The sequence below is a fragment of the Polynucleobacter sp. MG-6-Vaara-E2 genome, from assembly GCF_018687695.1.
Classification (GTDB): Bacteria; Pseudomonadota; Gammaproteobacteria; order Burkholderiales; family Burkholderiaceae; genus Polynucleobacter.
In genome coordinates, this window is record NZ_CP061303.1 from 1,514,911 (window position 1) to 1,527,319 (window position 12,409).

18 protein-coding genes are annotated in these 12,409 nt (G+C 43.9%); 5 read left to right on the forward strand and 13 right to left on the reverse strand.

Annotated elements, in window-relative coordinates; translation table 11 throughout:
• Positions 1 to 130: 130 nt before the first annotated feature.
• From ICV38_RS07845 to ICV38_RS07870, 6 genes are all read right to left on the reverse strand, one after another.
• A complete protein-coding gene (locus ICV38_RS07845) occupies positions 131 to 682 on the reverse strand; it encodes a flavodoxin family protein (RefSeq protein WP_215379011.1) in 552 nt (183 codons plus the stop codon).
• Positions 683 to 733: 51 nt separating this feature from the next.
• Positions 734 to 1,162 carry a DoxX family protein gene (locus ICV38_RS07850; RefSeq protein ID WP_215379014.1) on the reverse strand — a complete coding sequence of 143 codons (429 nt, stop codon included), beginning with the start codon at positions 1,160 to 1,162 and terminating at the stop codon, positions 734 to 736.
• Positions 1,163 to 1,185: 23 nt separating this feature from the next.
• Positions 1,186 to 1,605: a MarR family winged helix-turn-helix transcriptional regulator gene (locus ICV38_RS07855; protein WP_215379016.1), complete on the reverse strand. Its 420-nt coding sequence runs from the start codon at positions 1,603 to 1,605 to the stop codon at positions 1,186 to 1,188.
• Between the two features lie 119 nt (positions 1,606 to 1,724).
• The gene (locus ICV38_RS07860; protein ID WP_215379019.1) at positions 1,725 to 2,576 is read right to left on the reverse strand and encodes a metal-dependent hydrolase; all 852 of its coding nucleotides are present in this window, start codon (positions 2,574 to 2,576) and stop codon (positions 1,725 to 1,727) included.
• Positions 2,577 to 2,621: 45 nt separating this feature from the next.
• On the reverse strand, positions 2,622 to 3,602 hold the full coding sequence (locus tag ICV38_RS07865) for a quinone oxidoreductase (protein WP_215379031.1): 981 nt from the start codon (positions 3,600 to 3,602) through the stop codon (positions 2,622 to 2,624).
• 37 nt (positions 3,603 to 3,639) lie between these two features.
• Positions 3,640 to 4,074 carry a DUF2452 domain-containing protein gene (locus ICV38_RS07870; protein WP_215379034.1) on the reverse strand — a complete coding sequence of 145 codons (435 nt, stop codon included), beginning with the start codon at positions 4,072 to 4,074 and terminating at the stop codon, positions 3,640 to 3,642.
• Between the two features lie 147 nt (positions 4,075 to 4,221).
• On the opposite strand from ICV38_RS07870, the gene ICV38_RS07875 reads away from it, so the two are divergent.
• Both ICV38_RS07875 and ICV38_RS07880 read left to right on the forward strand, forming a co-directional pair.
• Positions 4,222 to 4,608, forward strand: coding sequence for a DUF2237 family protein (locus tag ICV38_RS07875; RefSeq protein WP_215379037.1), 387 nt, complete (start codon positions 4,222 to 4,224; stop codon positions 4,606 to 4,608).
• Positions 4,605 to 5,504, forward strand: coding sequence for a histone deacetylase (locus ICV38_RS07880; protein WP_215379040.1), 900 nt, complete (start codon positions 4,605 to 4,607; stop codon positions 5,502 to 5,504). Before ICV38_RS07875 ends, ICV38_RS07880 begins: the two co-directional genes overlap by 4 nt.
• 21 nt (positions 5,505 to 5,525) lie before the next feature.
• On the opposite strand, the gene ICV38_RS07885 is transcribed toward ICV38_RS07880, so the two are convergent.
• On the reverse strand, positions 5,526 to 6,047 hold the full coding sequence (locus tag ICV38_RS07885; RefSeq protein ID WP_215379043.1) for a phasin family protein: 522 nt from the start codon (positions 6,045 to 6,047) through the stop codon (positions 5,526 to 5,528).
• A gap of 124 nt (positions 6,048 to 6,171) precedes the next feature.
• The gene (locus tag ICV38_RS07890; protein ID WP_215379047.1) at positions 6,172 to 6,819 is read right to left on the reverse strand and encodes a hypothetical protein; all 648 of its coding nucleotides are present in this window, start codon (positions 6,817 to 6,819) and stop codon (positions 6,172 to 6,174) included.
• Positions 6,820 to 7,034: 215 nt separating this feature from the next.
• On the opposite strand from ICV38_RS07890, the gene ahpC reads away from it, so the two are divergent.
• A complete protein-coding gene (gene ahpC, locus ICV38_RS07895) occupies positions 7,035 to 7,598 on the forward strand; it encodes an alkyl hydroperoxide reductase subunit C (RefSeq protein ID WP_215379060.1) in 564 nt (187 codons plus the stop codon).
• A 103-nt stretch (positions 7,599 to 7,701) separates the two neighbouring features.
• Positions 7,702 to 9,282 (forward strand): alkyl hydroperoxide reductase subunit F, encoded by a 1,581-nt coding sequence (ahpF, locus tag ICV38_RS07900; RefSeq protein ID WP_215379063.1) that lies wholly within the window; start codon positions 7,702 to 7,704, stop codon positions 9,280 to 9,282.
• Positions 9,283 to 9,370: 88 nt separating this feature from the next.
• Here the strand turns inward: ahpF and ICV38_RS07905 are convergent, their stop codons facing one another.
• The 4 genes from ICV38_RS07905 to ICV38_RS07920 form a co-directional block, all read right to left on the reverse strand.
• Positions 9,371 to 9,859 (reverse strand): cupin domain-containing protein, encoded by a 489-nt coding sequence (locus ICV38_RS07905; protein ID WP_215379066.1) that lies wholly within the window; start codon positions 9,857 to 9,859, stop codon positions 9,371 to 9,373.
• A gap of 87 nt (positions 9,860 to 9,946) precedes the next feature.
• Positions 9,947 to 10,495, reverse strand: a complete 549-nt coding sequence (locus ICV38_RS07910; protein ID WP_215379069.1) for a DUF3833 domain-containing protein — start codon at positions 10,493 to 10,495, stop codon at positions 9,947 to 9,949.
• Positions 10,495 to 11,049 (reverse strand): chalcone isomerase family protein, encoded by a 555-nt coding sequence (locus ICV38_RS07915; protein WP_215379071.1) that lies wholly within the window; start codon positions 11,047 to 11,049, stop codon positions 10,495 to 10,497. The genes ICV38_RS07910 and ICV38_RS07915 overlap by 1 nt, the downstream gene beginning before the upstream one ends.
• Before the next feature lie 3 nt (positions 11,050 to 11,052).
• Positions 11,053 to 11,472 (reverse strand): thiol-disulfide oxidoreductase DCC family protein, encoded by a 420-nt coding sequence (locus ICV38_RS07920; protein WP_215379074.1) that lies wholly within the window; start codon positions 11,470 to 11,472, stop codon positions 11,053 to 11,055.
• A 61-nt stretch (positions 11,473 to 11,533) separates the two neighbouring features.
• Here ICV38_RS07920 and ICV38_RS07925 point away from each other — a divergent pair, with 61 nt between their 5' ends.
• Positions 11,534 to 12,229 (forward strand): SDR family NAD(P)-dependent oxidoreductase, encoded by a 696-nt coding sequence (locus ICV38_RS07925; protein ID WP_215379076.1) that lies wholly within the window; start codon positions 11,534 to 11,536, stop codon positions 12,227 to 12,229.
• 13 nt (positions 12,230 to 12,242) lie between these two features.
• On the opposite strand, the gene ICV38_RS07930 is transcribed toward ICV38_RS07925, so the two are convergent.
• Positions 12,243 to 12,404, reverse strand: a complete 162-nt coding sequence (locus ICV38_RS07930) for a DUF2256 domain-containing protein (protein WP_215379078.1) — start codon at positions 12,402 to 12,404, stop codon at positions 12,243 to 12,245.
• Positions 12,405 to 12,409: the final 5 nt, after the last annotated feature.

Below are 12,409 nucleotides of genomic sequence, written 5' to 3' on the forward strand. Positions count from 1 at the left end.
AAACGTACAGAAAGGGATTTTTGAGAATTATCTCTTTAAATTCAATTGCTTAGGCAATTATAGACCGAGAGCTTAAACCAATAAAAAACCACCCGAAGGTGGCTTTTATGACAAACAGCGGAAATCCAACTTATTTGAGGCGTTTTGTGATTTCTGCAATACGCTGACCGTAGAGTCTTGCTGTTTCCAAATCACCAGCATTGACCTCATCAACACCAGCATCAGATGGGGTTTGCATCATGGCGCCAGCAGATGAGCCAACATAGTTCACATCATCACGCTTTGCTGCTTTGGAATTTGAGGGCATCAAACCTGTTCCAACCCAAAGACCTGAATGCTGCATAGCCAAGGTAAAGAAATAATGCAAAGTGGAATGCTTATCACCATTCATGGTTGCGGAATTCGTAAAGCCTCCGAACACTTTGTCTTTCCATTGCTGAGAAAACCATTGCTTGGAGCTAGCATCAGCAAACTTCTTAAATTGCCAGCTTACGGTTCCCATGTATGTTGGCGAACCAAATACAATCGCATCGGCTTCATTCAATGTGGCCCACTGAGCATCTGTAATATTACCTTCAGCATCAATTGCTACTAAGGTTCCATTTGCACCCTTAGCAACTGCTTCTGCTTGTTTTACCGTGTGGCCATAACCACTATGAAATACAACAGCAACTTTTGTCATTTTTTATCTCCCAAAAAAATATTGAATAAATAGAATTGCTAGTATTAATTTTTACGCTTCTTTTGCCGCAGCTTTTGCATCAATTGAGTATCCACCCGCACCGAATACAGTAAGCAATAACAAGCCACCAGCCATGCTAAGGTTCTTCATAAACATAATGTTCTGAATGTAAGCCTGATCAGCTGGTACAGCCCAGAAGTTATGGAATATAAAGCCAGCTAATAGGGTAAAAATTGCAAGCAAGAGGCCTGCTACTCGCGCCTTATAACCAATCACAATGGCGATACCACCGAGTACTTCCACGGCAATCGTCAGCACTGCAATCAAACCTGGTAGTGGCAAGCCTTTGGATGCAATATATCCAACTGTCCCATCAAATCCACCCAGCTTTGATAAGCCTGCAGAAATAAAAATCGCTGCTAATATAATTCTGGCAACTAATACCAAGGGGTTAGCTATTGATTTGCTTAATGCGTTCATATTGATTTCCTTTTCTATCAAAATTAATTTTCAAATACATTTTTTAATAACTGTAGAGAAGAGGTAATCTCTACAAGCTCTTTAGCACTTAATTTTTGAAATGCTTTATCCAAATGATTTAAGTGGGCTGGAAATACTTTTTCAAACAAAGTTTGTCCAGCCTGCGTTAATCCAATCATCTGACTACGTGCATCTTCGGGATTGAGCTTTCTTTCCAAAATCCCTTTTGCCTCCAGCCTCTCAAGTACGCCTGTTAAGGTTCCTTTAGTGACCAAGGTTTTTTCACCCAATTCTTTGCAAGTCATTAGGGGTTGATTACCAAGTGTTGCAATGACATCGAACTGGGTTGTAGTTAGCCCCATGGCCTTTACATCTGGCGCTGAATAACGCTCAAACGCCTGATAGGCAGAAACCAGATTGCGAAGGGTTGGTAAAAAGGTCATTTGCTTCCAATTAAGTACTAACTAGAACTAGTTTAGTACTAATACGAACTAATTGCAAGCGCCTCGAAACAAAAAACCCCACAATATATGTGGGGTTTCGGTTTAAGCCTGAATTTAGATCAAAACTGGACTGTTTCGCCTTCAGTCATTGGGATGATCTTGATATTGCTACCCTTCATCGCCGCCTGGAATTCTGCCAAGGTGCCTTTTGTCATCGGGTTTGATCCGTAGTGCATTGGAATCACCATCTTTGGCTTAATCCAAGTTTTTAATGCAAAAGCTGCATCGTCTGGGGCCATTGTGAAATTGCCACCGATGGGAATCAATACCAAATCCGGTTTGTAGTGTTCGCTAATGAATTTCATATCGCTAAATAAGCCAGTATCACCCATGTGCCAAATTTTGAAACCATTTTCTAGCTCAATGATGTATCCCATGGGTTCGCCTGCAGGATGAGATTCCATTTTGTCGGTAGCTGGATTCTTCCACACCAATAAGGAGGAGTGCTCTGCTTGAACTGCGGTTACCTTAATGCCTGGCAAAGGCGTAACGCGACCTGTTTTGTTAAAGCGCCAACCAAGATCAGCTGGAATAATCCCTAAAGTTGTAAGCGGGGTCACCATATCTGCAGGACCGTACAACTTAATATTGTTGGCTTTTGCCACAGCAGGTGCATCACCAATGTGATCGACGTGTGCATGAGTCACTAACAACAAATCAATCGGACCAATCGCAGCCAAATCATTTTTGTACTGTGGGGGAGTTTTTGGTCCGCCAGTGATCCATGGATCGATCAAAATCATCTTGCCCTCAGGAGATTTAATCCGAAAGCCCGCCTGACTAAACCATAGAAGCTCTGTCTTACCTTGAGTGCCTGCTGAAGTTTGCGCTAAAGCCATGCCTCCAGTAGCTACTAACAATGGCAACATTAAAGCCGAAGCAAGTATTTTCTTGAATGAAATATTTCTCATAACCCAATCTCCTGTGATCTTTTTATTTGGCAGCTGAAATACTATTTACGGAATCATCACAATAGCGCCAGAGACTTTTCGACCCTCAGCAGCACGGTGCGCATCTGCAGCTTGTTCCAATGGAAACTTTGCGCCAATTTGCACTTTGACATGACCTTTGGCAATAGCATCAAATACAGCTTTAGCATTCTCTTGCAACAAAGCATGTGTCGCGTTGTGTGGGAACACAGACGGTCTTGTCAGGAATAGGCAACCTTTTTTATTCAAGATCTCTGGCTGAATTTCTGGAGCAGGACCTGAGGCAGCACCAAAGAGTGCAACAGTCCCAAATGGCGCAGTACAGTCCAATGAACCCAAGAAGGTATCTTTCGCAACAGAGTCATATACTACGTTAGCTTTTTTACCGCCAGTTGCGTTCAATACTTCTTCAACCCAGTTTGTTTGGGAATAGTCCACTACCGCATCACAACCAGCTGCTTTTGCTGCAGCTACTTTTGCCTGCGAACCAACAGTACCCACTACAAATGCGCCCAATGCTTTTGCCCATCCAGCAAGAATTTGACCAACACCGCCAGCAGCGGCGTGAACCAAAACGATATCGCCCGCTTTGACTTGATAAGTTTTCTGAACCAGGTATTGCGCTGTCATCGCCTTAAAGAAAACTGCGGCAGCCACTTCATCAGAAATATTGCTCGGTACAGGCACTAATTTATCAGCCGCAACATTACGGGCACTCGCGTAGGCACCAATACCGGCATTCATATACATGACACGATCGCCAACCTTTAACCCAGTCACGCCCTCGCCCAAAGCCTCAACTACGCCCACTGCCTCATGACCAAGGCCTGTAGGCAACTCGAGAGGGTACACCCCAGAGCGCTGGTAAACGTCGATGAAATTAAATCCAATAGCAGTTTGACGAAGTTGCACTTCCCCTTTTACTGGTGGTGGCAACTCTTTATCGATTACTTTAATTACGTCAGCGCTTCCCAATTGATCCAGGCTCACTACTCTTGCTTTTGTCACATGTCACCTATTTATATAGTTGTTATTAGTAAAAATATCATACAGTAAGGGCGTTTTCTTCCACCACCGCCCAGGTACTATCGCCCAACTTCTTTACTGCCATGGCATAGGTCCAACCATCTGGAATGCCGCAACTCCACTCTTTAGGTCCATTTTGGATAAGGACGTTAGTTGAGTTTCTGCTGTCGTAATAAAGGTGATAGATTTTTCCATGGATGGGGTTAAAACTAAATTTGGCGCTATGCACCATCTCTGTTGCATCCAACCTTGCCTGCAATGCTTTTGCTTGCTTCATTAAGACTTCAGCTTGCTCCATGATGCGGTCATACTCAAGCTTGGCGTTTTGGCGCGCAACGTTTACCGCTTTATCTTTTTCCTCAACCACTTTAATTGGGGCAAAAACAGGGGCGCCAACTTCCATTGGGTATTCAATGCCTGCGTGTCTTGCTGGATCGGTATCTTCAATTCTCATGGCTTGCCCGTGATGTCTGGTTTTACTGCAAAATTGGTTTTGTAAGCTTTATTGATGAGGAAAGTGTGACACAAATAGCGATTTTTTGCCGAATGAGACCACACTCCATTAAATAGATTCACCCAACAATGATTAAGGATTGATTTGATGAGTCATGATGTCGCACTGAATGTTTTTGGGCAGCCCTTGGTGCCCTGCTCTTTTGACCCTCTAACAGGATTCTTTAGGGATGGTTGCTGCAAAACCAATGAAGAAGATGTTGGTAGTCATTTAGTCTGCGCCATCGTCACAGATGCGTTTTTACAATTTAGCCTGAGCAAAGGCAATAATCTCATCACCCCAATGCCAGCCTATCAATTTCCAGGCTTAGTAGCTGGTGATCAATGGTGTCTTTGTATTAATCGCTGGCTAGAAGCTGCGCAAGCGAATTGCGCTCCTCTCATTAAATTAGAGAGCACCCACATCAAGGCACTAGAGAAAGTATCTCTAGAATTTTTGGAGCAATACTCTAGTGACATCGGAAATCCTGTTTGAAAGCTTTTTATTCAGACCATTTTGTTTTGCCACTTCCAGCGGGACATCGCTTCCCAATGGAAAAGTATTCTCGCGTACGAGATTTGGCCAGCAAGCTTGCGCAACTGGAATTGGTCGAAGCACCCTCCGCAACCGATACACAGATACTGTATGCCCATGACCCGAGCTATCTTCTGAAAGTCATCGAGGGCAAACTCAGCGCAGAGGAGCAAAGGGAAATTGGCTTTCCTTGGAGTGAAAAAATGGTGGAGCGCTCACGCCGCTCTGCAGGCGCAACCATTGCTGCTGCCAAGACCGCCATGAAGGAGGGCATCTCAGGCAATTTAGCAGGAGGCACTCACCATGCCTACCGAAATCTTGGCAGTGGTTTTTGCGTGTTTAATGATTCTGCCATTGCTGCTCGCACCCTACAAAAGGAGATCAATCCCAAACTCAAGATAGCCATTGTTGATTTAGACGTTCATCAAGGTAACGGTACGGCATCGATTTTGCAGAATGACTCTTCTATCTTCACCCTATCTATTCATGGTGAAAATAATTTCCCCTTCAAAAAAGAAGTGAGCGATCTTGACTTAGGCCTTGGTGATGGGTGCAATGATCAATCCTATTTGGAGTCCCTGGCTAAGTGCCTTGGTCAACTAGAGGATCGCTTTCATCCAGACTTTATTATCTACCTAGCAGGCGCTGATCCGCATGAAGGCGATCGACTAGGGAGGCTAAAGATCTCTAAAGGAGGAATGCGACAGAGGGATGAGATGGTTTTTCAATACGTACTGGACAGACAGATCCCCCTTGCCTTTTCGATGGCAGGCGGATACGGCAAAGAGATGGACACTACAGTAGAGATACATTTCCAAACCATCCAAACTGCCCTACAATTTCAACAGCAATATTGAGCAGAACTCCCTGTGCTCATGCTATTTCTTTTTAGATGAGCCCTTTGCAGCAGATAAATTCGTTACGCTCTCTACACTTTTTTCAAAATTAGTAAATGAATCCGCCATGGCAGCGCGTACCAACTCAAAATTTTGCAGGGCATTATTAAACGAGGTTTTAAATACTGAGACATAGGCCTCACTACCTGCTGGCGCATTATTAGTCGCATCATTCACAAAATGAATTAAATCGGCCTTCGAGTCTTGAATCATCACCTCGGCTATTTCAGCCAACTCTTTATTGCCACTTCTTAGAACATCCATTAACTGCTGCTGATAATGGGTCACTTCTTTGGCTGCGTCCTGAAGAACTTCAGCATGTACGTAATCGAAGGCTGATTTAGGATCTTGAGTTTTCATCAAATCAGAAACACGCTTTTGGATGAGCTCGGCAAACTCTTGCGCCGCTTTTTGATTGATCTGCGCAATGGCTTGCGCACTTTCCATGGCAACTCGACCTACCGCTCTACTTGCCTCGACAGCCTTTTGTGGACTTTTGCTCATAACAACCCCTTTCAGTGAGAGATGCGTGATGGATACATCACCAATCTACTCTGGTTTTAGAGGGTTTCTATAGAGATATACCAGTAGAGCCCTGTATAGGGTCTCTATGTCTCAATCCAGGACTTTATTTTGCTGGCGCAGACTTTTTTGGCAAGCTATTGAGAGTGGCTGCATCATTGAGTTGTTGATCAACTAAATATAAGGTGCCGCCATAGTTAGCCTGCAAGTCGTAACCAGATAACCCAACTGTATAAATGGTGATATCAGGGTTAAAAGAGCGAATAGTGCCGCCTGATCCTGCTGAAAAGTTCGCATCCACATCTATGCCACCCTTTTGCCCATCAATAGATGTCAATAGGAATTGATCAATCGCAGAAGTGGTTTTGAAAATCACAATTTGATACTGGGTTTGATATCCCGCGCCCAAGCCCTCACCCGTCTTCATGTCTTGCATAAACACTGGTTCTTTACGACGCTTGTCATATAAAACTCCCTCACCTCGTGCGATCACGATTAACACGACATTGATATTGGTCGCACTAAACACCGCATAACCAGGGGCCTTTTCAATCTCTTCTTTGACCTTAGGGTTTTGCTTAATCAGAGCATCTAGGCCTGTTTTAGCCATTTCAATCGTGGCTTGGCGCTTTTGAATAATCTGCTCCTGTGTCAGAGGCTTCCCATCTTTGGCAGTAGATTGGCAGCCCACTAGGATCAATCCAAATATAGCGATAGCAAGCAGTTGAGAAAACTTTTTCAGTAAATTTTGCATAAATGGTGTTTTGTCTTGAGTCTAAAAAGTGCCGTTTAAGCCTATATAAAGCCATTATCTACGCTTTAGGCACAGCCTATTTCTGTTATCTAATAAATCGATTATTTATATCGATATTATTCATTATACAAATAATTAAATAGTCCCTAGAATGAACACCGTTGTCAAAGCATTTCATGTTTGATTAACCCAATTTATTTAACAAGAGGAGCACCATGTCTATTATTAATACAGCAGTTCAGCCATTCAAAACCGAAGCTTTCCACAACGGCAAGTTTGTCACCGTTACTGACGAAACCCTCAAAGGCCATTGGTCAGTTTTGATTTTCATGCCAGCAGCATTTACATTTAACTGCCCTACAGAAATTGAAGACGCAGCTGAGAACTATGCTGAGTTCCAAAAATTAGGCGCTGAGGTGTATATCGTGACAACCGATACTCATTTCTCACACAAAGTTTGGCACGAGACTTCCCCAGCAGTTGGTAAAGCAAAGTTCCCATTGGTTGGTGATCCAACACACACATTAACAAACGCTTTTGGTGTTCATATTCCTGAAGCAGGTTTGGCTTTGCGCGGTACTTTCATCATCAACCCAGAAGGCGTGATCAAGACTGCAGAGATTCACTCTAATGAAATCGCTCGTGACGTTTCTGAGACATTGCGCAAGCTCAAGGCTGCTCAATATACAGCGGCTCACCCAGGTGAAGTTTGCCCAGCAAAATGGAAGGAAGGCGCAGCCACTTTGACTCCTTCTTTGGACCTCGTAGGCAAGATCTAATCGATCTAACCCTATAGCCAATCAGACTCTCTCCGGAGAGTCTATTGGAGAGGACTAGATCCTGCCCAATAGACTCACTGAAATTGAAACAAAGGATTTCACCATGTTAGATAACAATATCAAAACCCAATTAAAAGCGTACTTCGAGAAAATCGTTGCACCGATCACGTTGACTGCCAGCCTAGATCAAGGGGATGCTTCAGCCCAAATGCTCGAACTCCTCAATGAAGTTGCGGAGCAATCCGACAAGATTACTGTTAAGACAGGTGGTCAGGCAAAAAATGTACCGAGCTTTACTGTCAGCAAAACCGGTGAGGATGCACGCATTACTTTTGCTGGCCTACCAATGGGCCATGAGATGACATCATTTATCTTGGCAATACTGCAAGCTAGTGGATATCCACCAAAAGTGGAAGAAGACATTATTGCGCGCATTCGCAAACTTGATGGCACATTCCGCTTTCAAACCTTTATTTCTTTGTCATGCCATAACTGCCCTGACGTTGTTCAAGCATTGAACTTGATGGCAGCCCTCAATCCGAATGTTGAGCATGAAATGATTGATGGTGCTCTCTTCCAGAACTTGGTAGACCAATATCAGATCATGGCTGTGCCTACTGTCATTCTGAACGGTGAAGTGTTTGGTCAGGGCCGCATGGGCGTGGAAGAAATTATTGCCAAACTCGATACTGGTGGCGCTGAAGAAGAAGCGGCCAAGCTTAATGCCAAAGATGATTTCGATGTCTTAGTGATTGGCGGTGGCCCCGCAGGCTCTGCTGCAGCAATCTATGCTGCACGCAAAGGTATTCGTACTGGCATTGTTGCTGAACGCTTTGGTGGTCAAGTGATGGATACCTTAGGTATCGAAAACTTTATTTCCGTCTCCCATACAGAGGGTCCAAAACTCGTTCAGGCTCTAGAGCAGCATGTTAAGGACTATGAAGTCGACATCATGAATTTGCAACGCGCAAACGCCTTACGCAAAACCGATGATGCGGTTGAAGTAGAGATGGCAAATGGCGCAGTATTAAAGAGCAAGTCCGTGATTATCAGTACCGGAGCCCGCTGGAGAGAAATGAATGTTCCTGGCGAACAAGAGTATCGCAATAAGGGGGTTGCTTACTGCCCTCACTGCGATGGTCCGTTGTTCAAGGGTAAACGGGTTGCCGTGATTGGTGGTGGAAATTCGGGGGTTGAAGCAGCAATTGATTTGGCGGGAATCGTGAGCCATGTCACCCTCATTGAATTTGACAGTCAATTGCGTGCAGATGCAGTGCTACAGAAGAAGCTCTTTAGCCTTCCCAATGTTTCCGTAATCAAGAGTGCTTTGACAAAAGAAGTATTAGGCGATGGCAGCAAAGTGAATGGTCTGCGTTATGAAGATCGCACCACCAAAGCAGAGCACACCATTGAGCTCGAAGGCATCTTCGTGCAAATTGGTCTACTACCCAATACGGAATGGCTCAAAGGGGTTATTGATCTCTCTCCACGTGGCGAGATCTTGGTTGATGCCAAAGGTGAGACATCGATGCCTGGCGTATTTGCAGCAGGCGACTGCACAACAGTGCCTTACAAGCAGATCATTATTGCAATGGGCGAAGGTGCTAAAGCTTCGCTTGGGGCATTTGACTATTTAATTCGTCATTCAGTTAGAGAAGAAGAGCCAAGCAAGATTGCCGCTTAATCATTGCGTCGATTCTTATAAATGCAGTGAAGCAAACAAAAACCCCAGAGAAGCTTCTGGGGTTTTTGTTTCTAAGTAAGGCAAAGACTTAGTTGAGCTTCTTCGGATTTCCAAAGCGAGGTGCATCTTTGTAAACCGGAGTAGTACTTACTGGGCCCATACCAATAATCTGAATTTCTGTTGGGCCTTTGATGGCACCATCAAAATGCACTACGCCAGCTGGATGAAACATCATGCTACCCGCTGGTAATCCAAAAGTAGTTGCAGGATCCCAACTCGCATCTGTACCCGCATACCAAGTACCCTTAATGACAGTAACAAAACGATCTTGAGTATGAGAGTGGGGTGAGCTCATGATGCCTTCTGGAAAGATATTGCGAACGACATACATTCCAGGTTTATTTGGGTCGCCATACAAAACGGCTGTTTTTACTCCCGCAGGCGCATCACCCCAAACCACTTGATCAGGCTTAACAATTACGAAATCTTTAGGCGTAGCTTGTGCAAAAATATTGAAAGATGCGATTGCCAAAATTGAACCAATTAAAAACTGCGTTACAAAAGAATGTTGTTTCATCTATGTCTCCAAAATAGGATTTATTTAATCTTTATGCCCAGAAGAAATCTAGCATGTACATAAACTAAACACTCTCAGGGAATACGCCTAGCGTTTATAGAAGCTCAATGTCACTTCACCTAAATTGATACCAAACTTACTCATTTGAGCTTTATTAATCATCACTTTGGGTGTAACGAGATACATCCAGTCATCAAATTGAACGTGATAAATCGTGCCATCTACTGGTAGGGCTAAGGTATAAGCCCAATTCAGAGCATTACCAGCAGAAGAGCCGTTTGCTTCCCCAACAACATCATCGGCCTTACCAATATATTTACCTGGCGATACCTCGGTTAATGTCCAAACGCGTTTTTGCTTTGTGCCATCTGAATAGTCAAAACTTTCATCCAAGGTGCCCACCTTTTTTCCATCAACCACCCGCCAATTAGCTTGAATCAGGACGGTAAAGCGCTTTACCACTACCCCACTACGATCCGTAAAGATCCCATAAGCATCAATCGTGCCGGCAAAATACTCACTTAGGTCTAGCGTAGGCTTTTCGTTTGAGTATTGGGAAATTTTAGGGCCGGCACAACCCAATAAAAATGATGTGCAGAAGATCAGTACGGCGAATTTATGAGTGATATTTTTCATTAATTACAAGTCTCTTGAAAAAGGGGTGGCGGACAATTTTGACCGAGTAATTGCTCACGCAGTTTTGGAGCGCTTGTTTTTTGATCTAACCAGATACCAAAAAAAGCTTTTGGAAAATCAGCCCCAGGAATCTGCGCAAGTGGCTTGCCTTCAAAATAGAATGTGGTGCCCTGCTTTGGAATATAGATTGCAGTAATGTTTTGGCCAGATTCCACATTCGGTAAAAACGTGGCTAACTGCTTGCCCCAGCCCTGAGCCTGAGCATCTGGCACTCCCAGTTTTTTCATCTCCTCAGTAGTTCTATTGGCAATTGAATTGCCGCTAAATGATTTTTGGTAACGTAAATCCAGGGCAAACTCTGGAGAATGATGAATAGCGCTACGATACAAGGTGGCATCATAGACATGCAACCCCCACCAAGTTAACTTACCACTTCCTTGAACTTTGGCAGGATTTAAAGCCTCATTAATATATTCTGGTTCGCGGGCATAGACCAAGGAACACATCAAACAAGTAGCAGCGATCAACCTTATGAATAAGAATTGAATTTTCATCAATCAACCTACCTTGTTCTTAATCTTATGTATGGCCTGCACCAAGCGCAATGCGCCTGGCCCCAGCACTCTTGAAATCGCATGGCGATTTTTTGCAAAGAACTGATACCCCAATCTTAATGGTAGCTGCACGACTTTTCTAGAAAATAGCCATGCCAAAAATGGCAAGTTGGCCCTGCGATACGCTTCCGGAAAAACTACCGCACCATGAATTAATTTGCCATCAGCATATTGGCCATACATAGCAGCTAGTGCTTGCTCGCATGACACGCCTACTTTTGCAGGATCGTAACGATCTGAGTTGATATCAATAAAATCAAGTAACCCCGCTTGATTGCGACCAGAAAGAAATAAGATCTCCGCCTGGCACAAAGGACATGCACCATCATAAAACAAGGTCAGTTTCTGTAAATCGTTACTCATCAAGCAAGTGTAAGACTTATTCAATAAACTGGCTGACAGTACAACCGCCTATAAAGACCTCTTGAAAATCCTCCCAACCCCTTTTCGCGCCCTAGTGATTGGCTCTTCTGGCACCATTGGCTCTGCTTTTATGGAGCTTCTCACAAATAACCCCAATTGCTCAGGAGTTGAGGGAATTCATCGCCACTCTATACATGCCCTGAACTATCAAAATCCATCATCCATTGAAGCCTGCGCAAATGCGCTTGCCGCTGAAGGACCATTTCAGCTCATTATTAATACGATTGGGGTCTTACATAGCGCTGATTGGATGCCAGAGAAAAAGTTGGATGATCTCAATGCTGAACAATTAATAGAGCTCATGAAAATGAATGCAATTGGTCCAGCACTCACGATTCGATCTTTTTCTAAACTACTCGATCCTAAAAATAGCATCATGGTTACCCTATCAGCCAAAGTGGGTAGCATTGAAGATAACCGTCTTGGTGGCTGGTACAGTTATCGCGCATCTAAAGCTGCACTCAACATGCTCATCAAAACAGCTTCAATTGAACTTGGTCGCACGAAACCCAATGCTGCTCTGATTGCCATGCATCCCGGTACAGTCAACTCTAGACTCTCTAAGCCATTTCGTGGGGAGCAGATAGGAAGACCTGCACAAGAAGCGGTAGCGGATATGTTTCAGGTGATTGAAAATCTTCGGGTAGGAGATTCTGGAAGTTTTCTAACTTACTCAGGCGAAAAATTACCCTGGTAATTTCATTTCTAGATTAAGACTGATCTTTGGGCGCCTTTTTTCGACAAGCATCAGAACAATACTTAATCATTTCCCAATTTTTTGCCCATGACTTTCTCCAAGTCATTTCTTTTTTGCAAACAACGCATGTTTTACTCGGTAGATAGCTCTTATTACCCTTGAATGTGCTACTCATCTGCA

Coding starts and splice junctions, on each gene's coding strand:
- ICV38_RS07915 (WP_215379071.1), bottom strand. CDS start 11,049: ATGAAAATTCAATTCTTATTCATAAGGTTGATCGCTGCTACTTGTTTG.
- ICV38_RS07860 (WP_215379019.1), bottom strand. CDS start 2,576: ATGAGAAATATTTCATTCAAGAAAATACTTGCTTCGGCTTTAATGTTG.
- ICV38_RS07855 (WP_215379016.1), bottom strand. CDS start 1,605: ATGACCTTTTTACCAACCCTTCGCAATCTGGTTTCTGCCTATCAGGCG.
- ICV38_RS07885 (WP_215379043.1), bottom strand. CDS start 6,047: ATGAGCAAAAGTCCACAAAAGGCTGTCGAGGCAAGTAGAGCGGTAGGT.
- ICV38_RS07845 (WP_215379011.1), bottom strand. CDS start 682: ATGACAAAAGTTGCTGTTGTATTTCATAGTGGTTATGGCCACACGGTA.
- ICV38_RS07920 (WP_215379074.1), bottom strand. CDS start 11,472: ATGAGTAACGATTTACAGAAACTGACCTTGTTTTATGATGGTGCATGT.
- ICV38_RS07910 (WP_215379069.1), bottom strand. CDS start 10,495: ATGAAAAATATCACTCATAAATTCGCCGTACTGATCTTCTGCACATCA.
- ICV38_RS07930 (WP_215379078.1), bottom strand. CDS start 12,404: ATGAGTAGCACATTCAAGGGTAATAAGAGCTATCTACCGAGTAAAACA.
- ICV38_RS07890 (WP_215379047.1), bottom strand. CDS start 6,819: ATGCAAAATTTACTGAAAAAGTTTTCTCAACTGCTTGCTATCGCTATA.
- ICV38_RS07850 (WP_215379014.1), bottom strand. CDS start 1,162: ATGAACGCATTAAGCAAATCAATAGCTAACCCCTTGGTATTAGTTGCC.
- ahpF (WP_215379063.1), top strand. CDS start 7,702: ATGTTAGATAACAATATCAAAACCCAATTAAAAGCGTACTTCGAGAAA.
- ICV38_RS07870 (WP_215379034.1), bottom strand. CDS start 4,074: ATGAGAATTGAAGATACCGATCCAGCAAGACACGCAGGCATTGAATAC.
- ahpC (WP_215379060.1), top strand. CDS start 7,035: ATGTCTATTATTAATACAGCAGTTCAGCCATTCAAAACCGAAGCTTTC.
- ICV38_RS07875 (WP_215379037.1), top strand. CDS start 4,222: ATGAGTCATGATGTCGCACTGAATGTTTTTGGGCAGCCCTTGGTGCCC.
- ICV38_RS07905 (WP_215379066.1), bottom strand. CDS start 9,859: ATGAAACAACATTCTTTTGTAACGCAGTTTTTAATTGGTTCAATTTTG.